The sequence below is a fragment of the Streptomyces sp. NBC_01275 genome (assembly GCF_026340655.1).
Taxonomy (GTDB): domain Bacteria; phylum Actinomycetota; class Actinomycetes; order Streptomycetales; family Streptomycetaceae; genus Streptomyces.
Map to the genome: position 1 here is coordinate 6976657 of NZ_JAPEOZ010000001.1, position 21701 is coordinate 6998357.

The 21701-nt window shown below is 71.7% G+C and carries 16 protein-coding genes and 1 pseudogene; 13 read left to right on the forward strand and 4 right to left on the reverse strand.

Annotated elements, in window-relative coordinates; all coding sequences use genetic code 11:
• Positions 1 to 18 precede the first annotated feature (18 nt).
• Positions 19 to 1155: an adenosine deaminase gene (locus OG562_RS31085; RefSeq protein WP_266409625.1), complete on the reverse strand. Its 1137-nt coding sequence runs from the start codon at positions 1153 to 1155 to the stop codon at positions 19 to 21.
• A gap of 448 nt (positions 1156 to 1603) precedes the next feature.
• Between OG562_RS31085 and OG562_RS31090 the strand changes: the two genes are divergently transcribed.
• Positions 1604 to 2452, forward strand: a complete 849-nt coding sequence (locus OG562_RS31090) for a DUF4190 domain-containing protein (protein WP_266403791.1) — start codon at positions 1604 to 1606, stop codon at positions 2450 to 2452.
• A gap of 77 nt (positions 2453 to 2529) precedes the next feature.
• Here OG562_RS31090 and OG562_RS31095 read toward each other — a convergent pair whose 3' ends face one another.
• Complete coding sequence (locus OG562_RS31095) at positions 2530 to 3090, reverse strand: NADAR family protein (RefSeq protein WP_266403792.1); 561 nt, start codon at positions 3088 to 3090, stop codon at positions 2530 to 2532.
• A 211-nt stretch (positions 3091 to 3301) separates the two neighbouring features.
• Here OG562_RS31095 and OG562_RS31100 point away from each other — a divergent pair, with 211 nt between their 5' ends.
• From OG562_RS31100 to OG562_RS31130, 7 genes are all read left to right on the forward strand, one after another.
• Entirely contained in the window at positions 3302 to 4843 is a 1542-nt protein-coding gene (locus tag OG562_RS31100; RefSeq protein ID WP_266403794.1) for a gamma-aminobutyraldehyde dehydrogenase, read from the forward strand.
• A gap of 69 nt (positions 4844 to 4912) precedes the next feature.
• Positions 4913 to 6160, forward strand: a complete 1248-nt coding sequence (locus OG562_RS31105) for a spermidine/putrescine ABC transporter substrate-binding protein (protein WP_266403795.1) — start codon at positions 4913 to 4915, stop codon at positions 6158 to 6160.
• Between the two features lie 5 nt (positions 6161 to 6165).
• A complete protein-coding gene (locus tag OG562_RS31110) occupies positions 6166 to 7311 on the forward strand; it encodes an ABC transporter ATP-binding protein (protein WP_266403797.1) in 1146 nt (381 codons plus the stop codon).
• Positions 7311 to 8240, forward strand: coding sequence for an ABC transporter permease (locus OG562_RS31115; protein ID WP_266403799.1), 930 nt, complete (start codon positions 7311 to 7313; stop codon positions 8238 to 8240). Before OG562_RS31110 ends, OG562_RS31115 begins: the two co-directional genes overlap by 1 nt.
• A complete protein-coding gene (locus OG562_RS31120) occupies positions 8241 to 9053 on the forward strand; it encodes an ABC transporter permease (RefSeq protein ID WP_266403802.1) in 813 nt (270 codons plus the stop codon). It begins immediately after the preceding gene.
• A 47-nt stretch (positions 9054 to 9100) separates the two neighbouring features.
• Positions 9101 to 10540, forward strand: a complete 1440-nt coding sequence (locus OG562_RS31125) for an FAD-binding oxidoreductase (RefSeq protein WP_266403804.1) — start codon at positions 9101 to 9103, stop codon at positions 10538 to 10540.
• Between the two features lie 130 nt (positions 10541 to 10670).
• On the forward strand, positions 10671 to 11123 hold the full coding sequence (locus OG562_RS31130) for a hypothetical protein (protein ID WP_266403807.1): 453 nt from the start codon (positions 10671 to 10673) through the stop codon (positions 11121 to 11123).
• A 146-nt stretch (positions 11124 to 11269) separates the two neighbouring features.
• Here the strand turns inward: OG562_RS31130 and OG562_RS31135 are convergent, their stop codons facing one another.
• Both OG562_RS31135 and OG562_RS31140 read right to left on the reverse strand, forming a co-directional pair.
• Entirely contained in the window at positions 11270 to 12895 is a 1626-nt protein-coding gene (locus tag OG562_RS31135) for a PucR family transcriptional regulator (RefSeq protein WP_266403810.1), read from the reverse strand.
• 58 nt (positions 12896 to 12953) lie between these two features.
• Positions 12954 to 15305, reverse strand: a complete 2352-nt coding sequence (locus tag OG562_RS31140) for an ATP/GTP-binding protein (RefSeq protein ID WP_266403813.1) — start codon at positions 15303 to 15305, stop codon at positions 12954 to 12956.
• Positions 15306 to 15557: 252 nt separating this feature from the next.
• Between OG562_RS31140 and gabT the strand changes: the two genes are divergently transcribed.
• The 5 genes and pseudogenes from gabT (at position 15558) to OG562_RS31165 (ending at position 21600) form a co-directional block, all read left to right on the forward strand.
• Positions 15558 to 16892, forward strand: a complete 1335-nt coding sequence (gene gabT, locus OG562_RS31145) for a 4-aminobutyrate--2-oxoglutarate transaminase (protein WP_266403816.1) — start codon at positions 15558 to 15560, stop codon at positions 16890 to 16892.
• A gap of 84 nt (positions 16893 to 16976) precedes the next feature.
• Positions 16977 to 17193: pseudogene (locus tag OG562_RS31150) on the forward strand (phosphoesterase); the annotation flags it as partial.
• 234 nt (positions 17194 to 17427) lie between these two features.
• The gene (locus OG562_RS31155) at positions 17428 to 19152 is read left to right on the forward strand and encodes a glycosyltransferase family 2 protein (protein WP_266403817.1); all 1725 of its coding nucleotides are present in this window, start codon (positions 17428 to 17430) and stop codon (positions 19150 to 19152) included.
• A gap of 205 nt (positions 19153 to 19357) precedes the next feature.
• The gene (locus OG562_RS31160) at positions 19358 to 19990 is read left to right on the forward strand and encodes a phosphatase PAP2 family protein (protein WP_266409626.1); all 633 of its coding nucleotides are present in this window, start codon (positions 19358 to 19360) and stop codon (positions 19988 to 19990) included.
• A 164-nt stretch (positions 19991 to 20154) separates the two neighbouring features.
• Positions 20155 to 21600, forward strand: a complete 1446-nt coding sequence (locus OG562_RS31165) for an aldehyde dehydrogenase family protein (RefSeq protein WP_266403820.1) — start codon at positions 20155 to 20157, stop codon at positions 21598 to 21600.
• Positions 21601 to 21701 lie beyond the last annotated feature (101 nt).

The window sequence follows — 21701 nt, forward strand, 5'->3', positions numbered from 1 at the left end:
GTCGGCGGGGCGGTGGGGTCAGGGGGCGAGCCACCCGGCGGTGTACGTGTCGATCTCGGCCCGGATCCGGGCCTTGCCGGTCTCGTCCAGGAAGGACGCCTCGACCGCGTTCCGGGCGAGGTCGGCCACGCCGTGCTCGTCGAGGTCGAGGAGACGGGCGGCGACCGCGTACTCGTTGTTCAGGTCGGTGCCGAACATCGGCGGGTCGTCGGAGTTGATCGTGACCAGGACGCCCGCCCGCACGAACTCCTTGATCGGGTGCTCGTCGAGGGTGCGGACCGCGCGGGTGGCGATGTTGGAGGTCGGGCACACCTCCAGCGCGATGCGGTGCTCCGCGAGATGCGCGAGCAGCTTCTCGTCCTGCGCGGAACTGGTGCCGTGGCCGATGCGCTCGGCGCGCAGGTGGGTCAGCGCGTCCCACACCGTCTGGGGCCCGGTCGTCTCGCCGGCGTGCGGAACGGACCGCAGCCCGGCGGCGATCGCCCGGTCGAAGTACGGCTTGAACTGCGGCCGGGGTACGCCGACCTCGGGCCCGCCGAGCCCGAAGGAGACCAGGCCCTCGGGGCGCAGACGGTCGTCGACGGCGAGCCGCGCGGTCTCCTCGGCGGCCTCGAGACCGGCCTCGCCGGGAATGTCGAAGCACCAGCGCAGCACGGTCCCGAACTCCGACTCCGCCGCCTTGCGGGCGTCCTCGATCGCGTCCATGAAGGCGCGTTCGTCGATGCCGCGCCGGGTGGAGGAGAAGGGGGTGATCGTCAGCTCCGCGTACCGCACCTGCTGCCGGGCCAGATCCCGGGCCACCTCGTACGTCAGCAGCCGTACGTCCTCCGGGGTGCGGATGAGGTCCACGACGGACAGATACACGTCGATGAAGTGCGCGAAGTCCGTGAAGGTGAAGTAGTCGGCCAGGGCCTCGGGGTCGGAGGGCACCCTGGAGTCGGGGTGCCGGGCGGCCAGCTCGGAGACGATGCGGGGGGAGGCGGAGCCGACGTGATGGACGTGCAGTTCGGCCTTCGGCAGCCCGGCGATGAAGGCGTGCAGGTCGCCTGCGGCGGGCGTGCTGGCTGGGTCGAGGTGATCGGTCAAGGGGTCCTCCCCGGGACGGCGTCCGGGGCCGCTGGGGCCGCACGGGACGCGGGTGATCGGCTGATCGATGACTCGGGATCATCGTAAACGCCCCACCTGGCCCCACATCGACCCCGCCCCGAGGCACCCTCAACCCCGCGCCGCGAGGCGCACTTCGGGTCGCACCCCGCTGCACCGCGCACTTCGGGTCGCACCCCGCCGCGACGCGCGCTCCGCACCCCGCCCCGAGCCCCGCCCTGTTCTCCGCCCCGACCTGCGCTCGGCTCGCCGCCCAACCCCGCTCCGGAACCGTGCCCCGCCCCGTGCCGGGACCCGCGCCCTGCCCCGCGTCCCGGCCCGCACCGTGGGGTGCGCCTCGGGTCGCCGGGGGACACGCTCCCTTCCGGCCCCCCTGCCCCGCCCCCCGCGCCGCGCTTTGCGGGGGCCGTTCGGCCTTGCGGCCCGCCGCTCGTCGGCCCAACCGTGGGCCGTAGCATGGCGTGACGTACGGCAGAGGGCTAAAGAGGGGACCCCGCGCATGTCCGACGACGCACCGACTCCGGCCGGTGACGCCGCCCGTGGCCCGTGGCCCGAGCCCGCTTCCGACGAGACCGGCGGTCCGCAGGACGCGGCCGCGAGCGTGCCGTTGGACAAGGGGGCCGTGCCCGAGGTCAACCCGTGGGCCGCCCCGGGTGACGCCTCGCAGAGCGGCCCCGGCGCCACCGTCGCCGCGAACGAGCCGCTGGCCCCCGCCTCGACCCCCGCCCCCGGCCCCGCGTCCAGCCCCGCTCCCTCGCCCGTGGACCAGACGCCTCCGTCGGTCCACGACCAGCGGACGGTGACCGCCCTGCCGAGCGTGAGCCCGCCGCCGGCGGACAGCTCGCAGCCCTGGGCCAGCCCCTTCGCCGCGCCGGCGAACGGCGCCCTCGGCTCCTACCCGCCGCCGAACCCCGCCGCGGCGGTCGGCGGTCCGCCGCCCAACCCCTTCGCGCCTCCCGCCCCCCAGGACGGCGCGGTCCCCCCGCCGCCGGTGTCGCCCGACGGCCCCGGACAGGTCCCGTACGGCTACCCCGGCGGCTACGGCTACCCCTCCCAGCCCCAGTACGGCGGCGGCTACTACGGCTGGTCCGGGTCGGGGGCGGAGGCCAGCAACGGCATGGGCATCGCCGGACTCGTGCTCGGGATCATCTCGGACGTGCTGTTCTGTCTGTGGCCGCTGGCCGTCGTCCTGGGCATCCTGGGGATCGTCTTCGGCGCGATCGGCCGCCGTAAGGCCCGCCGGGGCGAGGCCTCGAACCCGGGCCAGGCCCTGGCCGGCATCATCTGCGGCTCCGTGGGCATCGCCCTCGGCATCGGCCTGGGCGTGCTGGTGATCGCCTACCCCTGAGCCCCGCCCCGTCGGTGAGGCGGGCCCATCGCCCGGGCCCTACCGGCAGGCGAGGCGCCACCGGCCTCGGCTTCCCGTCAGGCCCCCGCCCGCAGCCGTCCCCGTGCCTCCATCAGGGCGAAGCCCAGGAGGTTCGGGCCGCGCCAGCGGTCCGGGTGGGATGCGGCCTCGTCGTCGGCCGCGAGGCCTATGCCCCAGACGCGGTCGACGGGGCTCGCCTCCACCAGAACCCGCTCGCCGGTGCCGAGCAGGAAGTCCCGCAGCGCGGGGTCCGAGGCGAACTTGTGGACGCTGCCCTCGACGACGATCCGGAACCGCTCACGCTCCCAGGTCTCCTCGTCGAAGCCGCGGACCAGTCGCCCCGCCTTCTTCGCCTGGGAGGGGTGCCCGGCGGCCAGCGCCCGCTTCTCCGCCTCCGCGTCCCCGAAGAGACGGGCCTTGTGCGCCATCATCCAGTGCTCGGCCGTCGCGTAGGCGACCCCGTCGACCTCGAAGGGTGACGGCCACCACTGGCTCAGACAGCTCGCGCCCACCGTGCCGTCCGGCCTCGGGCGGTGCCCCCAGAAGTGCAGGTACTTGATCCTCGCCCCCGCCTGGACCGCTCTGACCAGGGCCGCCTGGCCATCGATCTTCTCCATGCATCCGAGGATGGCACGCACCACTGACACTGCGTCCTGCCTTTTCCGTGGCGACTAGACACCTGGTCGACAGATTCCGTCGCGTAACCAAAAGGCAACAACGGAATCACTTGTTGGAGTCCCTTTGCTCTGTCAGGATCGGCACTCAAATCAGGCTGGAGCTACGCCACCCGCCCCGGCATAGAGTGGGGCGAAGGCGGAGGAGAGCGACATGCAGAACCCGGGCACCGCCACCCCGGACCGATCCGACCGGTTTCCCGCCCAGGAGCGGTTCGCGGAGGGCGCTCAATTCATCGCGGGCCGTCTCGTCAAGGGCACGTCGGGCCGCACCCACGCGGTGGTCGACCCGGCCACCGGCGAGGAGGTCTTCACCTTCGAGCTGGCCGGCGCGGCCGACGTGGACGCGGCCGTCGCCGCCGCCCGCGCGGCCTTTCCCGGCTGGGCCGGCGCCACCCCCGGCGAGCGTTCCGACGCCCTGCACCGCTTCGCCGCCGTCCTGGCCGACCGGGCGGAGGACTTCGCCCGCGCCGAGTCCCTCCAGTGCGGCAAGCCGCTGAAGCTGACGCGTGAGTTCGACGTCCCGGGGACGATCGACAACACCGCCTTCTTCGCCGGCGCCGCCCGTCACCTCGCCGGGCAGTCCGCCGGCGAGTACTCCGGGGACCACACCTCCTACGTCCGCCGCGAGCCCATCGGCGTCGTCGGCTCCATCGCCCCCTGGAACTACCCCCTCCAGATGGCCGCCTGGAAGATCCTCCCGGCGATCGCCGCGGGCAACACCATCGTGCTCAAGCCCGCCGAGCTGACCCCGCTCACCTCGCTGCTGTTCGCTCAGGCGGCGACCGAGGCGGGCATCCCGGACGGTGTGATCAACATCGTCACCGGCGCCGGCCAGGAGGCCGGAGAGCGGCTCGTCGGACACCCCGACGTCGCCATGACCTCCTTCACCGGCTCCACCGCCGTCGGCAAACGCGTCGCCGAGATCGCCACCGCCACCGTCAAGCGCCTGCACCTGGAGCTCGGCGGCAAGGCCCCCTTCGTCGTCTTCGACGACGCCGACCTGGAGGCCGCGGCCAACGGCGCCGTCGCCGGCGCGCTCATCAACACCGGCCAGGACTGCACGGCCGCCACGCGCGCGTACGTGCAACGGCCCCTCTACGAGGCGTTCGTCGAGCGGACGGCCGCCCTCATGGAGACCGTACGGCTCGGGGATCCCTTCGCTCCGGGCACCGACCTCGGCCCGCTGATCTCGCATGTCCAGCGCGACCGGGTCGCCGCCTTCGTCGACCGGGCGCATGCCTACGCGCGCGTGGTGACCGGCGGTGAGGCTCCTCAGGGAGATCTCAAGAACGGCGCGTACTATCGCCCCACCCTGATCGCGGACGCGGCACAGGACAGCGAGGTCGTCCAGTCCGAGATCTTCGGCCCGGTCCTGGTGGTCCTGCCCTTCGACGGCGACGACGAGGGCATCGCGCTCGCCAACGACACCCCGTACGGACTCGCGGCCTCCGCGTGGAGCCGGGACGTCTACCGGGCGAACCGCGCGACACGCGAGATCAAGGCCGGATGCGTGTGGATCAACGACCACATCCCGATCATCAGCGAGATGCCCCACGGCGGATACAAGGCGTCCGGCTTCGGCAAGGACATGTCCGCCTACTCGTTCGAGGAGTACACCCAGCTCAAACACGTCATGTTCGACAACACCGCGGTCGCCAGGAAGCCCTGGCACCGCACCGTCTTCGGGGACTGACCAGCGACCGACCGGCGACGACGCCCGGCCGCCGACCACGGCCGAACCTCCCGAAAGGGCACCACGCGCATGGAGCACTACGAGCCCGACCGCCTGAGCCCGGCCCAAGTGGCCGCCATGCGGCGCAGCCTGCGCAGCGGCAGGGCGGCGATGACCCGCCGGTCGCTGCTGCGCGCCTCCGCGGGAGGCGCCCTGACGCTGGGCGGTCTCGGGGCGCTGAGCGCCTGCGGGATCCCCGCGGCCGGCAAGACCCAGGGCGGCACGTCCGCCGAGGACCACTCGGCGACGGAGAAGACCGTGAACTTCTCCAACTGGACCGAGTACATGGACGTCGACGACAGCGGCAAGCACCATCCGACGCTCGACGCCTTCACTAAACGGACCGGCATCAAGGTCAAGTACACCGAGGACATCAACGACAACAGCGAGTTCTTCGGCAAGATCAAGCCGCAGCTCGCCGCGGGCCAGGACACCGGCCGCGACCTCATCGTCCTCACCGACTGGCTGGCCGCCCGGCTCATCCGGCTGGGGTGGGTCCAGAAACTGGACGCGTCCAACCTGCCGCACGCCTACGCCAACCTGTCCGCCCAGTTCCGCAGCCCGGACTGGGACCCGGGCCGGGCCTACTCCTACCCCTGGCAGGGCATCTCCACGGTCATCGCCTACAACAAGAAGGCGCTCGACGGCGTAGAGGTGAAGTCGGTCTCCGACCTCCTGGACAACCCCAAGCTCAAGGGCCGGGTCGGCTTCCTCACCGAGATGCGCGACAGCATGGGCATGACCCTGCTGGACATGGGCAAGGACCCGGCGAAGTTCACCGACGACGACTACGCGGCGGCCATCGCCCGCCTCCAGAAGGGCGTCGACAGCGGCCAGATCCGCCGCTTCACCGGCAACGACTACACGTCCGACATCACCAGCGGCGACTTCGCGGCCTGTATCGCCTGGGCCGGTGACGTGGTCCAGCTGAAGGCGGACAGCCCGGACGTCGACTTCGTCATCCCCGACAGCGGATACATGACGTCGAGCGACAACATGCTGATCCCCAACAAGGCGCGTCACAAGACCAACGCCGAGCGGCTCATGGACTACTACTACGAGCCGGAGCCGGCGGCCGAGCTCGCCGCGTACATCAACTACGTCTGTCCCGTGGACGGCGTGAAGGACGAGCTTGCGAAGATCGACGAGGATGCGGCGAACAACCCGCTGATCATCCCCGACAAGGCCATGCAGGCCAAGTCCCACTCCTTCCGCTCCCTGAGCGCGAAGGAAGAGACGGCCTACGAAGCACAGTTCGCGAAGCTCACTGGGGCGTGACGATCATGACGACAGACCACAGCGGCGACGTCCGCCTCTCCGGCATCAGCAAGACCTACGGCTCCTTCACCGCCGTCCATCCGCTCGACCTGACCGTCCCGCAGGGCTCCTTCTTCGCCCTGCTCGGCGCGTCCGGCTGCGGCAAGACCACCACCCTGCGCATGATCGCCGGTCTGGAGGAGCCCACCGGTGGCACCGTCCACCTCGGCGACCAGGACGTCACCCGCCTGCCGCCTTACAAGCGCCCGGTGAACACGGTCTTCCAGTCCTATGCCCTCTTCCCGCACCTCGACATCTTCGAGAACGTGGCCTTCGGACTGCGCCGGCGCGGCATCAAGAGCGTGAAGAAGCAGGTCGAGGACATGCTGGACCTCGTACAGCTCGGCGAGCAGGCCCGTAAGAAGCCGCACCAGCTCTCCGGCGGCCAGCAGCAGCGCGTGGCCGTGGCCCGTGCGCTGATCAACACGCCCAAGGTGCTCCTCCTCGACGAGCCCCTCGGCGCCCTCGACCTCAAGCTGCGCCGCCAGATGCAGCTGGAGCTCAAGCGCATCCAGACCGAGGTCGGCATCACCTTCGTGCACGTCACGCACGACCAGGAGGAGGCCATGACCATGGCCGACACGGTCGCCGTGATGAGCGCGGGCCGCGTCGAGCAGCTCGGCTCGCCGAGCGACCTGTACGAGAACCCGCAGACGACGTTCGTCGCGAACTTCCTCGGCACCTCCAACCTGATCGAGGCCGAGGTCGACGCCAGGAGCGGCGACGACATCGTGCTGAAGGCGGGCGGCGGCAAGCTGGTACTGCCCGAGGCGCGCTGCTCCGCGCCGACGACCACCGGCGGCAAGGTGCTGGTCGGCGTCCGCCCCGAGAAGATCTCCCTCACCCACGCCGACGACGCCGGCGAGATCCCCGAGGGCCGCAACCGCATCACCGGGAAGATCGCCAACTCGTCGTTCATCGGCGTCTCCACCCAGTACGTCATCGACAGCGCGGTCTGCCCCGAGTTCGAGGTCTACGCCCAGAACATCGACCGCGACTCCCGGCTCACCCCCGGCGCCGACGTCGTCCTGCACTGGAACCCCGCGCACACCTTCGGACTGGACGCGGCCCAGGACATCGACGCGGGCATCCAGGAAGAGGCGGCGGTCTGATGGCGACGCTCACCGAGGCGCCCCCGCCGCTCTCCCCGGCCGCCCCCGAGAAGAAGCCGCCGCGCAAGCGCGGGCGCCTCACGCCGTACTGGCTGCTGCTGCCCGGTCTGCTCTGGCTGGTCGTGTTCTTCGCGCTGCCGATGATCTACCAGGGCTCCACGTCCGTGCAGACGGGCTCCCTGGAGGAGGGCTACAAGGTCACCTGGCACCTGGCGACCTACTGGGACGCGCTGAGCGAGTACTGGCCGCAGTTCCTGCGCTCGGGCCTGTACGCGTTCGCCGCGACCGTCCTGTGTCTGGTGCTGGGCTACCCGCTGGCCTATCTGATCGCCTTCCGCGCGGGACGCTGGCGCAACCTGATCATGATCCTGGTGATCGCGCCGTTCTTCACCAGCTTCCTGATCCGCACGCTCGCCTGGAAGACGATCCTCGCGGACAGCGGCCCGGTCGTCGGCGCCCTCAACACGCTGCACATCCTGGACGTCACCAGCTGGCTCGGCTGGACCGCCGGCGACCGCGTCCTGGCCACGCCGCTCGCCGTCGTCTGCGGTCTGACGTACAACTTCCTGCCGTTCATGATCCTGCCGCTGTACACCTCGCTGGAGCGCATCGACGGGCGGCTGCACGAGGCGGCGGGCGACCTGTACGCCCGGCCCATCACCACCTTCCGCAAGGTCACCTTCCCGCTGTCGATGCCCGGCGTGGTCTCCGGGACGCTGCTGACCTTCATCCCGGCGGCCGGCGACTACGTCAACGCCGAACTCCTCGGCTCCACCGACACCCGCATGATCGGAAACGTCATCCAGACCCAGTTCCTGCGAGTTCTGGACTATCCGACGGCAGCGGCCCTCTCCTTCATTCTCATGGCCGCCATTCTGCTCATGGTCACCCTCTACATCCGCAGGTCCGGGACGGAGGATCTGGTTTAAATGGCCTTCGTCAACTGGATTGTCAACTGGCTCAAGCGTTATTTCGTGGTCATCGCGGGACTTCTGACGCTCGCCTATCTCCTCCTGCCCAACGTCGTCGTGACGGTGTTCTCCTTCAACAAACCGAAGGGGCGCTTCAACTACCAGTGGCAGCAGTTCTCCACGGACGCCTGGAAGGACCCCTGCGGGGTCGCCGGACTGTGCGGATCGCTGTCGATCAGCCTCCAGATCGCCGTCTGGGCGACGATCGGCGCGACCGCCCTCGGCACGATGATCGCCTTCGCGCTCGTCCGCTACCGCTTCCGCGCGCGGGGCGCCGTCAACTCGCTGATCTTCCTGCCCATGGCGATGCCCGAGGTCGTCATGGCGGCCTCGCTGCTCACCCTGTTCCTCAACATGGGCGCTCAGCTGGGATTCTGGACGATCCTCATCGCGCACATCATGTTCTGCCTCAGCTTCGTCGTGACGGCCGTCAAGGCGCGTGTCATGTCGATGGACCCGCGCCTGGAGCAGGCCGCCCAGGACCTCTACGCCGGACCGGCGCAGACGTTCCTGCGCGTCACCCTGCCCATCGCGGCCCCCGGAATCGCCGCGGGCGCGCTGCTCGCCTTCGCGCTCTCCTTCGACGATTTCATCATCACCAATTTCAACGCGGGCTCGACCGTCACCTTCCCCATGTTCGTCTGGGGTTCGGCACAGCGCGGCACGCCCGTTCAGATCAATGTCATCGGTACGGCCATGTTCATGATCGCCGTACTGCTCGTCCTGACCTCGATGGTCATCGGGAAACGCCGCAACAAGCAAAAGGCGTAGCCGGATAAGCCGGCGTAGCCGGAAAAGCCCTGTAGGGAGTTGAAATCATGGCCCCAAGCGCCATGAGCCGTGGCACAGAGGACAACAGCAACTGGACGAAGTCGCTTTCCGAAGCGCAGCCGGTCCCGTACTGGCTGGAAGACCCCGGCAAGCCCCACCCCGAGCCCGCGCTCACCGGCCCCGAAAGCTGCGACCTGCTGGTCGTCGGGGGCGGCTACACGGGACTGTGGACCGCGCTCGTCGCCAAGGAGCGCGAGCCGCAGCGGGACGTGGTGCTGCTGGAGGGCCGCGAGGTGGGCTGGGCCGCCTCGGGCCGCAACGGAGGGTTCTGCGCGGCCTCCCTCACCCACGGGCTGGCCAACGGGCTCGCCCGCTGGCCGGACGAGATCCACCGGCTGGAGGAGCTGGGCGCCCGCAACCTCGACGAGATCGAGGCGGCCATCGCCCGGCACGGCATCGACTGCGACTTCGAGCGCACCGGCGAGATCGACGTCGCCACGGAGACGTACCAGGCGTGGGAACTGCGCGACTGGTACGAGGAGCTGGCCCGCAAGGGCCTCGCCGAGGGCGTCGAGTTCCTCGACGCCGACGCGGTCCGCGAGCAGGTCGCCTCGCCCACCTTCGAGGCGGGCCTGTACGACCGCCGGGGCGTGGCCATGCTCCACCCCGCCAAGCTGGCCTGGGGCCTGAAGCAGGCGTGCGTCCGCCTCGGCGTCCGCGTCTACGAGCACACCCCCGCGCTGACGCTGAAACCGTACGGCGCGGGGATGGCCGTACGCACCCCCTACGGATCCGTGCGCGCCCGGCATGTCGCGCTCGGGACGAACATCTTCCCGAACCTGGTGAAGCGGGTGCGCGCCTACACCGTCCCGGTCTACGACTACGCGCTGATGACCGAACCGCTCAGTCCCGAGCAGCTGGACTCGATCGGCTGGAAGAACCGGCAGGGGCTGGGGGACAGCGCCAACCAGTTCCACTACTTCCGGCTGTCGGCCGACAACCGGATCCTGTGGGGCGGCTACGACGCGATCTACCCCTACGGCGGCCGGGTGCGCGCCGAGTACGACGACCGGCCGGAGACCTACGCCAAGCTCGCCGGGCACTTCTTCGGCTGCTTCCCGCAGCTGGAGGGCGTCCGCTTCACGCACGCGTGGGGCGGCGCGATCGACACCTGCTCGCGCTTCTCGGCGTTCTTCGGCACGGCGCACCACGGGAAGGTCTCCTACGCGGCCGGCTACACCGGTCTCGGCGTCGGAGCGACCCGCTTCGGCGCCGAGGTGATGCTGGACCTGCTGTCGGGGGAGCGGACCGAGCGCACGGAGCTGGAGATGGTCCGCAAGAAGCCGCTGCCCTTCCCGCCCGAGCCCTTCGCCTGGACCGGCATCGCCCTCACCAAGTGGTCGCTGGCCCGGGCGGACGCGCACGGCGGGCGGCGCAATCTGTGGCTGAAGACGATGGACCGGCTGGGGCTCGGCTTCGACAGCTGACCGTACGACTGTCGTCATGGTGTGATCCGGTTCACTCCAACGAGGGTCCTGAAGTCGCGTAATGCTCGCCGGACACCTCCCTCTCCCCTCGGGGCGCGACCGCGCTCCCGAGAGAAAGGGAGGTCATCTCATGACTGGGGCGAAGACGGCGGTCGAATGGCTGGCATCCGTCGCACCGGATCCCGAGGCCTGCCGCTGGGAATGGGAGCGCAACCCCTTGGGGGTCGCCCTCCTTCCCGCGGGCAGGGCCTGGGACGTACTCATCCTGCCGGGCGAGCTCGGCTATCCCACGCTCGACGTGCTCACCCGCATCCTCGACCGGTCGGGGCCCGTGCTCGTCGACTTCGGCGACGACCGCATGGGCTTCTTCGTGCCGGCGGGCACGGCCGCCCGCTGGATCGGCACCGGCATCCGCACGGCCGGGCCCGGCACCTGGATCGTCGTGCCGTACCCGGGGCGCTCCACCGGCGGGGTCCGCTGGCTGGTCCCGCCGGACGGCTCCGGCACCCTGACCGACCCGGCGCTCCTCGAACTCGCGATGCACGAGGCGGCGGCGGGCCTGGCCCGGGGAGAGGACGGCTGACCGGCTGACCGACAGACCCAGCCCTCCCCGACCACCGACCTGGCCGGGGCCAGCACGCCACCACGTCCCCCCGACCGGGAGGCGCACTGAACCGGCTCCGCACGTCGGCCGCCCGTGCGGCCGACGCGGACACCTGCCTCGCCCGGCTACTCCGCCGACGTCGCCTTCAACGCCAGCCACAGCTCCATCCGCACGTCCGGGTCGTCCAGGGATCGGCCGAGGATCTCCTCCACCCTGCGCATCCGGTAGCGGAGCGTGTGGCGGTGGACGCCGAGGTCGGCCGCCGCCGCGTCCCACTGACCGTGCCGGGACAGCCAGGCGCGCAGCGAGGCCACCAGATCGCCCCGGCCGGTCGCGTCATGGTCGTACAGCGGGCGCAGCAGGCCGTCCGCGAACGCCTTCACCGCGTCGTCCGCGAGCAGCGGCAGCACGGATCCGTCCGACAGCTCCGCGTGCTCCACGTACACCCGGCCCCGTCGCCGCGCCACGGACAGCGCCTGCTCGGCCTGCCGGTACGCCGACGCGGCCCCGTTCGGGCCGGCCGGCGCCGACAGACCCACGACGAGATCGGTCTCCTCGCCCGCCTCGCGTCCGCCTCCGGCGGTCCGCGCCAGGTCCAGCGCCGCCACGTGGTGCGCGCACGCCGCCACGGTCGCCCCCTCGTCCGCGCCCAGCACCACCAGCCGCTCGCCCTCGGGCACCACCAGCACGGCCTCCCCGGACCGGGCGGCCGCCGACTCCACGATCTCGGCCACGGCGCCCAAGGGGTCGGCACCGCTGCCCGTGCCGGTTTCGGCGGCGCCCGGCACGCTCGGGCGCCTCGACTCGGCGACGATCACCCGGAAAGGCGCGTCGAGCAGCTCGCCGTACAGCTCCCCGGCGACGGCCCGTGCATGGTCCGGCTCGCCCGCGAGCAGCATCCGCAGCACCGCCGCGCCGATCCGCTGCTCCGCGGCCTGGAGGGCTCGGGAGCGTTCCGTGGTGAGGGTGAGCAGGGCGATGGCCGAGTGGACGGCGTACCGCTCGGCGGTGCCCAGGGCCGCCGCCGTGCCGACGGCGAGCGCGGCGCGCGGGCGGCGGCCGGTGCCCAGGGAGTGCAGCTCGACCCGGTCGGCGCTCTCGCCCGACTCGGCGTTCTCCGACCCGCCGACCACGGTCGGCGACGACCGCTCCCGCAGCCGTTCCACCTCCGCCGTCAGCCGCGCGGCCCGGCGGCCCGCCCACTCCGGCGCGGCCGCGACGACGGCGCCCGAGGCGTCGTAGAGCGCCGCCCAGCCGTCGACCTGCGAGGCGAGCGCGGCCAGCAGCCCCTCCGGACCGTCCGTCAGCGCCTGTCTGGTCAGCTCCCGCTGGGCGGCGAAGCCGTCCGTCACCGCCCGGTACTGGTCGGCCGCGATCGCCGCCGACACCGCCTTGCTGATCGCCAGGAACGGGGTGCGGCGCGGCACCTCCAGCAGGGGCAGGCCCTCCTGCTCGGCCGCCTCGACGAGCGCCCCGGGGATCTCCTCGTAGTTGACGCCGACGGCGAAGCCGAGCCCGACCACTCCGGCTCCCACCAGGCGCTTCACATAGCGCCGCATGGCCTGCGGGTCCTCCGTGTCCAGTTTGAGCGCGGTGATCAGCAGCAGCTCCCCGCCCTCCATGTACGGCACGGGGTCCGCGAGCTCGCTGACATGCGCCCAGCGCACCGGCACGTCCAGCCGGTCCTCGCCCGCGCGCACGGTCAGCTTCAGCGCGGAGTGATGGACGAGCGAGGCGAGCGTGGGGGGCATGGCCTCACTGTACGGTCCCCGTCCGGCCCCGAACGTCCCCTCAACCCCGAACGTCCCCTCAGCCCCGCAGGTCCACCAGCAGCGGGGGCGCGTGCTCGCCGCCCACGCTCGTCAGGGACAGCACCGCGTGGCCGGGCGGGATCTCGTGGGCCAGCTGGGAGGCGGACCAGCGCTCCCGCTCGACCTGGCGCACGGTCACCGCGTCCGTGGTCACGGCCTTGCCGGTCACCAGTTTGCGCAGGGCGTGGATGGCGCGGGTCATGGGCTGGTCGGCGAAGACGGTGTGCTTGGCGACCTCCGTGGTCTCCACCCACTCGGTGCCCCAGGTCTGCGCGAACCGGCTGCCGTCCCAGGTGGTCACGCCGGAGAACGCCATCCGGCAGCCGACGGCCCCGTACAGCGGCCCGTGCAGCGCCTCCGGGACGTCGCCGACGGTGCGCAGGGCCAGTACCACGCCCGCGTTCTGCGAGCGCAGCCGCTGGATGCGGCGCACCGACTCGGCGGTGACCGTGCCCGTCGCGTCGTCCAGGACCAGACAGGCGAAGTGGCCGCGCCGCTCCCGGGCGACGGCGTGGAACTGGGCGAGGACGAGCCGGGTGATCAGCCGGGCGGCCTCCTCGTGACCCCGCTCGGGCAGGTCGATGCGGACCCGCAGGGGGTGATGGGCGACGGCGCGCAGCGAGAACGCCCGGTGCGCTTCCCGCGCCTCACGCCGGTCGCCCCCGAAGAACTCGGCGAACACCGGCCGGTTCAGCAGCGCGAGGCGGTCGGCGAGGGCCCGGCCCACGTCGCCGGGCGCGCCCGTCTGGCGGATGCGGGCCTCCAGCTCGCGGCGCATGACCTCGTGCCCGGCGACCGCCTCGCGCAGCGCGAACACCGCGGCCGACTCGCCCTCCAGCAGCTCGCGCAGTTCCGGCAGGGCGGGGAAGCGTCCGTGCACGGTCCGGTAGGGGCCCAGGACCTGGGCGAGCGCGGTGGCCGCGCCGCCCCCTACGTCCAGATCGCCGACCAGCGCCTCGGCGAGGATCGCGGCCACCTCGTCCGGGTCGTCGGACTCCGCGTACGGGTCCAGGTCGTGCACGGACGACGGGTCCCCTATCCGTACGATCACGTCGAACGCGGAGTCGGCGCCGAGCGGGCTCCCGGCCGAGGACACCGCGACGACGGCGCAGCCGCCGGTGAGCGCCTGCAGCGCCAGCGCCTCGGTGAGCGGTTCGATCAGCGTGCGGGTCTTGCCCGAGCCCGACGGCCCCACCGCGAGCAGCGAGGTGCCCAGCACGTCCGGGCCGAGCGCGGCGCCCGCGTCGTGGTAGGCGACCGGAGTGCGCTCGGCGGCGGGCCAGCGGCCGATGCGCACCTGACCGGCGAGCAGGTCGTGGCGTGCGGTGCGGCGGGGCAGGTCGCGAGCCCCGGACGGATGGGTCCAGGCGGATCCGCCCTGGCGCAGCACGGTCTCCCGGAACTCCCCGAGGCGCGCCGTCCACGCCCACTGCACCCGCGCGCAGTCGACGTCGTTCATCCGCCCGGCGGCCACCTCGGCGGTCAGCAGCTCGGCCGCCTCGTGCTGCCCGGCGCCCCGCAGCTCGGGCCACTGGGCGCGGGGCCGCTCGATGGTGGGCGCCTTGGTCTCGGGCCCGGCGCGGCGGGCGGCGAGTCGTTCCTTCCCGTACGGCAGCCAGCCGCCGAGCCGGGCGAACGGCCACACCACGAGCAGCGTGATGACCGTGTACAGCGCGTTGGTGAACAGGGGGGAGGCGAACAGCTCGTAGCTGCCGGAGATCAGGACGATGAGCGAGAAGAGCGGGTCGACGACCGGCAGGGCGTCCCAGCCGACCCCGAAGGCGCTGGGGAAGACGAAGCTGAGGGCGACGAGCGCGCCGAGCAGGGCGAGGGCGGCCCGGGCGGGCTGGGGGCGACGGCCGATGAAGTGCCGCAGGGCGTCGGGCCAGCTGCCCAGCCGGCCCATGGCGTAGACGAGGACCGTGAAGAAGACGCCGTCGTAGACCACCCGGGCCTCGGCGCCCTCCATGTTCTTCGGGGAGGCGATCGTGCCGCCCCACCACCAGTCGTCCGGGGTGAACAGGCGCAGCAGGGTGAACTGGTACGGCATCCCGCCCCGTCGCCACACGGACCACAGCACCAGTGCCACGGCCAGCGGCACCAGCATGCCGATCACGGTGACCGGAGCGAGCCGTTCTGTCGCCCGGGCGGCCTTCGGCAGGCGGTATCCGAAACGCCAGATGCCGGGCCGGGCGGCCGGCCGTTCCTCGTTCAGCCACTCGGCGACGGCGTCGGCGGGCGTTGCGGACGGGGCGTGTCCGGGCCGCGGCGGCAGCTGCGGCGGTCCCGCAGGGCGCGGCACAGGATTCGCATGCGTCCCGCGTACGTCCCGCGTGCCGTCGCCGTCCATCGCCCTTGCCCCCTGAGCAGCCGTTCCGTCCACCGTCAGCGAGCAATCTAACGTGCCCGTAAGGGGAGTTCACCGTATACACGGCCGGGCCTGCGGTGACGGCCCCGAGCGCCGCTATGTCCACGGCGGACAAGCGGCCTTTCCGACACCGCCCACATGGAGCATGCCCACCTGTCGCAACCCGTCCTAGCCTGCGAGAAAGGAACAGAGCGTCCGCACCACCCCGCGTCCGTGACACCCCAGGAGCCCGCCATGACCGCCCTTCCGCAGGAGCGCCGCGTCGTCACCGCCATCCCCGGCCCGAAGTCGCAGGAGCTGCAGGCCCGCCGTCTCGCCGCGGTCGCGGCCGGTGTGGGCTCCGTGCTTCCGGTCTTCACCGCGCGCGCGGGCGGCGGCATCATCGAGGACGTCGACGGCAACCGCCTGATCGACTTCGGCTCCGGCATCGCGGTGACCTCGGTCGGCGCGTCCGCCGAGGCCGTCGTACGCCGCGCCTCCGCGCAGCTCGCCGACTTCACCCACACCTGTTTCATGGTCACGCCGTACGAGGGCTACGTCGAGGTCGCCGAGGCCCTCGCCGAGCTCACCCCGGGTGACCACGCCAAGAAGTCCGCGCTGTTCAACAGCGGCGCCGAGGCCGTCGAGAACGCCGTCAAGATCGCGCGGGCGTACACCAAGCGGCAGGCCGTCGTCGTCTTCGACCACGGCTACCACGGCCGGACGAACCTGACCATGGCGCTGACGGCGAAGAACATGCCGTACAAGCACGGCTTCGGCCCGTTCGCGCCCGAGGTCTACCGGGTGCCGGTGGCGTACGGCTACCGCTGGCTGACCGGCCCGGAGAACGCCGGCGCCGAGGCCTCCGCCCAGGCGATCGACATGATCAACAAGCAGATCGGCGCGGACAACGTGGCCGCGATCATCATCGAGCCGGTGCTCGGCGAGGGCGGCTTCATCGAGCCGGCGAAGGGCTTCCTGCCGGCCATCAGCAAGTTCGCGTCCGACAACGGCATCGTCTTCGTCGCCGACGAGATCCAGTCCGGCTTCTGCCGCACCGGCCAGTGGTTCGCCTGCGAGGACGAGGGCATCGTCCCGGACCTGATCACCACGGCCAAGGGCATCGCGGGCGGTCTGCCGCTGGCCGCCGTGACCGGCCGCGCCGAGATCATGGACGCGGCGCACGCGGGCGGCCTCGGCGGCACCTACGGCGGCAACCCGGTCGCCTGCGCGGGCGCCCTCGGCTCGATCGAGACGATGAAGGAGCTCGACCTCAACGCCAGGGCGAAGGCGATCGAGGCGACGATGAAGGCCCGGCTGTCCGCGATGGCCGAGAAGTTCGACGTCATCGGCGACGTCCGCGGCCGGGGCGCGATGATCGCCATCGAGCTGGTCAAGGACCGTGCGACGAAGGAGCCGAACCCGGAGGCGACCGCCGCGCTCGCCAAGGCCTGCCACCAGGAGGGCCTGCTGGTCCTGACCTGCGGCACCTACGGCAACGTGCTGCGCTTCCTGCCCCCGCTGGTCATCAGCGAGGACCTGCTCGACGAGGGCCTCGACATCATCGAGCAGGCCTTCGCGCGCATCTGAGCGTGTGAAGAACGTGTGCGGGGTGGATGGCGGGACGGGAGAGCGCCTGTCGCACCGCCTGTCCCTGCCGTACGTTCTACCGAGATGAGAGATACACCCCGCCCACAGGGGACTGTGGGCGGACTCCAGGCCGAGGCCTCCCCAGCTTCGACCTGGTCGTGCCCTCGCGCACACAAACGGAGCTTCCGGCTTCGGATCTCCTCACCGATCGGACGGTCGCCCGCCCCAAACCCCCCGGGGCGGCCGGCACTCCGATCCGGACGGCCACCCCGGAACCACCCCCCCTGTTCCGGGGTGGCCGACCTCCTTCTCTGACCCAGACAGCGCAACTTCTCCGCCCCAGAGCGTGCAAACTCTGGCACAGACCGCGCGACGCGACCCCGGACCCCGTCCGGGGTCTCTTTTTGCTTTCCATGGGACACCGATGGGACATCAACTGTTTACAAGCGGAGGGGAGTTGAACTCTTTGCGTCAGCTTTAAACAGCCGGTAAAACTGTGGCCAAGTTGTCGTGAACAGTTCCTGGGGGGGAATTGGTGTCGGAACCAACCGTCACAGTCGTCATCGGCGCCTACAACGCGATGCCCTACCTGACCCGCTGTCTGGAGTCGGTGGTCGAGCAGTCGCCGGGCGCGTACACACTCGAATGTCTGGCCGTCGACGACGGCTCCACGGACGGCACCGGCAAGGAGCTGGACCGGTTCGCCGCCGAGCATCCCGGCCTCGTGCGCGTCGTCCACCAACAGAACTCCGGGGGGCCGAGCGGCCCGCGCAACGTCGCTCTCGGGCTGGCCCGGGGCCGCTACGTGTTCTTCCTGGACGCCGACGACCATCTCGGCCCGCACGCCCTGCGCCGGATGATCGACATGGCCGAGCGCAACCGCTCCGACGTGGTGCTGGGCAAGTACGTGGGCGTGAACTGCACGGTGCCCGCCTCCATGTTCGAGGCCGACCAGGAGGTCGTCGACCTGGCCGCCTCCCGCGTCTGGTACGCCCTGACGCCGCACAAGCTCTTCCGGCGCTCGTTCCTCGACGAGCGCGGGCTGCGCTTCGACGAGGACGTCCGCATCGGCGAGGACCGCCTCTTCGTCACCAAGGCGTATCTCCAGGCCTCCGTGATCTCCGTGGTCGCCACCGAGGACTGCTACTACAAGGTGAAGCGCGACGACCAGGGCAACATCACCAGCAGCTACAGCGACCTGATGAAACGTTTCGAGGTCGCCCGGCGCCTGATGGCCGCGATCGCCGCCCACAGTGAACCCGGACCCGTACGCGACGCCGCGCTGCTGCGGACCTTCAGGGGCGGCCTGCTGGACTCCTTCTCCTGGCGATTCCCCCTTCTGGACGAAGGCGACCGCCGCAAGGCCATGGGCATCGCCAAGGAACAGCTGGACGCGTTCTACACCCCGGAACTCGACGCGCAGATGACCGCGCCGCACCGCCTCGCCGCCCACTGCTCCCGGCACGGACTGCACCAGGAGCTGATCGAGGTCATCGACTTCCTGAAGGAGGAGCGCAGCGGACGCGGTCCCGCGCACGAGGTGGTCGTGGACGGCGGGCGCGCCTACGCGACCTACCCGTACTTCCGCGACGAGACGGCCGGCATCCCCGACTCCTGCTACGACATCACCGACGACCTGCGCCAGGACGACCGGCTGGACGCCGTGGAATGGCGCCGGATCCGGCGCGGCGGCGTCCTGCGGCTGCGCGGCTACGGCCGCATCGAGAACGTGCCCACCCGTCAGCCGGCCACCGAACTGGTCCTGCGGCTGCGCAACGACGGCCGCGAGGCACGCGTCCCCGTCCGCCCCGCACCGCTGCCCGCCGCGACCCCGGACCAGGCCTTCGACGATGCGCTCGCGGGCTTCACCGCGGACGTCGACCTCACCAGGGCCCTGGACGGCGCCCCGCTGCCGACGGGCATCTGGGACGTGTACCTGAACGTCCGCACCCAGGGCCTGAGCACCCAGCGCAGATTCGGCGCCCGCAAGGCCGACGACCTCGCCGCGGCCACCGGCGGCCGCAGCGGGAGCCTCCACGTCAAGCCGTACTACACGCAGGGCTACGCCAACCTCAGCCTGCACATCACCGTCGCCCCGAAGAAGGAGCCGGGGAAGTGGCGGCCGACGCGACTCGAACGGCGGGTCCGCGGGCGGCTCAGCGGCCTCGGTCGGCGCATCGGCGGCCGACGGCTGCGCGGGATCGTACGGCGCAGACGCCTGTCCGCCCTCGGCGGACCCGGCCGATCCCCCAGGCCCTAGCCGGGCGACCGGAGGCCGGCGGGGCATCCGCATCCCGCATCCCGTCCTCCGCATCCCGTCCTCCGCATCCCGTCCTCCGCACCCCGCCATCCGCACCCCGCACTCCGCCCTCCGGCCCAAGGTCCGCTGCTGAGAGGCGGCCGTTCCTGACAAGCTGGAGGGCATGTCGACCCGCTCCGATCAGCAGACCGAGGAAGCGCCCCCGATGCAGGGCGTCCAGGCTCCGCGCGCTACCGCCCTTCTCCTCGGTCTGCCCCTGCTCCTCTTCGCGCTGATCACCTGGCAGGTCGTCGTCGACGGGCCGCTGCTGCGGCTCGACGGGCGGCTCAGCCGGGCCCTGATCCACCCGGACCGGGCCGCCGAGCTGCTGTCCGACCTGGGCAATGTGCAGATCGCGGTGCCCGTGCTGATCCTGGTCGCGGTGTACGTGGCCCGGCTGGCGTGGGCGGCGGGCAGGGCGCTGTGGTGGGCGCCGTCCGTCGCCGCGCAGCTCCTGATGGCGCTGGTGCCGCTGATCGTCGTACCCCTGAAGGAGTGGACCGGCCGGCCGGGGACGCCCGTCGTGCCGCCCGCCACCGGGTACTACCCCTCCGGGCACACGGCGACGGCCGTCGTCGCCTACGGGGCCTCGGTGCTGATCCTGCTGCCGTGGCTGCTGACGGCGTTCGTCCGGCGGCTGGCCGTCGGCGTCGGCGCGCTCCTCGTGCTGGCCGTGTCCTACGGGCTGGTCCGGCACGGGTATCACTGGCCGCTGGACGTGGTGGCCAGCTGGTGCCTGTGCGCGGCGCTGCTGGGGGCGCTGTGGCTCTTCCTCCGGCGGCTGCGGGCCCGGCTCTGAGCAGGCCCTGCGGCAGGGGTCGGCTCGACCGTGCCAAACCGTAGTGCCCCCGCCGCCCACCCGTACGACTCGGACAAGCGACCGCGTGCCGTCCCGCGCCTACCGTGGACCACGAGAACCACGTACAGCACACCCTCTATCGCGGAAGGGCCGGGATTCGACACATGTCTTCCACTTACGCCTTCTGGCTCGCCGGCCGCCAGGTCACCGGCGAGGACGGCTTCGACGTCACCTCCCCGTGGGACGGGCGGCTCGTCGGCAAGGTCAGCGTGCCGACGGACGCCCAGGTCGAGGAGGCCGTGGCCGCCGCGTACGCCGTCCGCGACGAGTTCGCCGCCACCCCGGCCCATGTGCGCGCCGCCGCCCTCGACCACGTCAGCAAGCGGCTCGTCGAGCGCACCGAGGAGATCGCCCAGCTGATCTCCGCCGAGAACGGCAAGCCGGTCAAGTGGGCGCGGGGCGAGGTCGGACGGGCGGTGTCCGTGTTCCGGTTCGCGGCCGAGGAGGCCCGGCGGTTCAACGGCGGCGAGGCCCAGCGCCTCGACACCGACCTGGGCGGCCAGGGCCGGCTCGCCCTCACCCGGCGCTTCCCCAAGGGCGTCGTGCTCGGCATCGCGCCGTTCAACTTCCCGCTGAACCTGTGCGCCCACAAGATCGCCCCGGCGATCGCGGCCGGCGTGCCGATCATCCTCAAGCCCGCCCCGGCCACCCCGCTCTCCGGCCTGGTCATCGGCGACCTGCTCGCCGAGACCGAGCTTCCGGTCGGCTCGTGGTCGATTCTCCCGGTCGCCAACGACCGCATGCCCGCCCTCGTCCAGGACGAGCGGCTGCCGGTCATCTCCTTCACCGGCTCCGAGAAGGTCGGCTACGCGATCATGGACTCGGTGCCGCGCAAGCACTGCACCCTGGAGCTGGGCGGCAACGGCGCGGCCGTCGTCCTCGGCGACTTCGCGAGCGACGCCGACCTCGACTGGGCCGCCGCCCGCATCGCGACCTTCTCCAACTACCAGGGCGGCCAGTCCTGCATCTCCGTGCAGCGGGTCGTCGCGGACGCCTCCGTCTACGACCGGCTGGTGCCGCGCATCGTCGCCGCCGTGGAGGCCCAGGTCACCGGCGACCCCGCCGACGACAAGACCGACGTCGGGCCGCTGGTCAGCGAGGACGCGGCCAAGCGCGTCGAGACGTGGGTGGACGAGGCCGTCGCCGCGGGCGCGTCCCTGCTCACCGGCGGAAAGCGCGACGGCGCCTCCTACGCGCCGACCGTCCTCACCGACGTGCCGGCCGACACGACCCTCGCCTGCGAGGAGGTCTTCGGGCCGGTCCTCACCGTGCAGAAGGTCGACGGCGAGGCCGAGGCCTTCGCGGCCGTCAACTCCTCCAAGTACGGCCTCCAGGCGGGCGTGTTCACCCACGACCTCCAGGTCGCCTTCCGCGCCCACCGTGCGCTGGAGGTCGGCGGCGTGATCATCGGCGACGTGCCGTCCTACCGCGCCGACCAGATGCCGTACGGCGGCGCCAAGCAGTCCGGTGTGGGCCGCGAGGGAGTGAAGTTCGCGATGGACGACTACACGTACGAGCGCGTGCTGGTGCTGACCGGGCTCGCGCTCTGAGCACACGTGGGGAGACGCGCTCCGGCCACCTCTAGCTAATGGGAACCATTTTCAGCTAGTCTCTGGTCGGCGCTCGATCGCCGTCCCCGAAGGGGTCCGGC

Coding starts and splice junctions, on each gene's coding strand:
- OG562_RS31090 (WP_266403791.1), top strand. CDS start 1,604: ATGTCCGACGACGCACCGACTCCGGCCGGTGACGCCGCCCGTGGCCCG.
- OG562_RS31095 (WP_266403792.1), bottom strand. CDS start 3,090: ATGGAGAAGATCGATGGCCAGGCGGCCCTGGTCAGAGCGGTCCAGGCG.
- OG562_RS31100 (WP_266403794.1), top strand. CDS start 3,302: ATGCAGAACCCGGGCACCGCCACCCCGGACCGATCCGACCGGTTTCCC.
- OG562_RS31105 (WP_266403795.1), top strand. CDS start 4,913: ATGGAGCACTACGAGCCCGACCGCCTGAGCCCGGCCCAAGTGGCCGCC.
- OG562_RS31110 (WP_266403797.1), top strand. CDS start 6,166: ATGACGACAGACCACAGCGGCGACGTCCGCCTCTCCGGCATCAGCAAG.
- OG562_RS31115 (WP_266403799.1), top strand. CDS start 7,311: ATGGCGACGCTCACCGAGGCGCCCCCGCCGCTCTCCCCGGCCGCCCCC.
- OG562_RS31120 (WP_266403802.1), top strand. CDS start 8,241: ATGGCCTTCGTCAACTGGATTGTCAACTGGCTCAAGCGTTATTTCGTG.
- OG562_RS31125 (WP_266403804.1), top strand. CDS start 9,101: ATGGCCCCAAGCGCCATGAGCCGTGGCACAGAGGACAACAGCAACTGG.
- OG562_RS31130 (WP_266403807.1), top strand. CDS start 10,671: ATGACTGGGGCGAAGACGGCGGTCGAATGGCTGGCATCCGTCGCACCG.
- OG562_RS31135 (WP_266403810.1), bottom strand. CDS start 12,895: ATGCCCCCCACGCTCGCCTCGCTCGTCCATCACTCCGCGCTGAAGCTG.
- OG562_RS31140 (WP_266403813.1), bottom strand. CDS start 15,305: ATGGACGGCGACGGCACGCGGGACGTACGCGGGACGCATGCGAATCCT.
- gabT (WP_266403816.1), top strand. CDS start 15,558: ATGACCGCCCTTCCGCAGGAGCGCCGCGTCGTCACCGCCATCCCCGGC.
- OG562_RS31160 (WP_266409626.1), top strand. CDS start 19,358: ATGCAGGGCGTCCAGGCTCCGCGCGCTACCGCCCTTCTCCTCGGTCTG.
- OG562_RS31165 (WP_266403820.1), top strand. CDS start 20,155: ATGTCTTCCACTTACGCCTTCTGGCTCGCCGGCCGCCAGGTCACCGGC.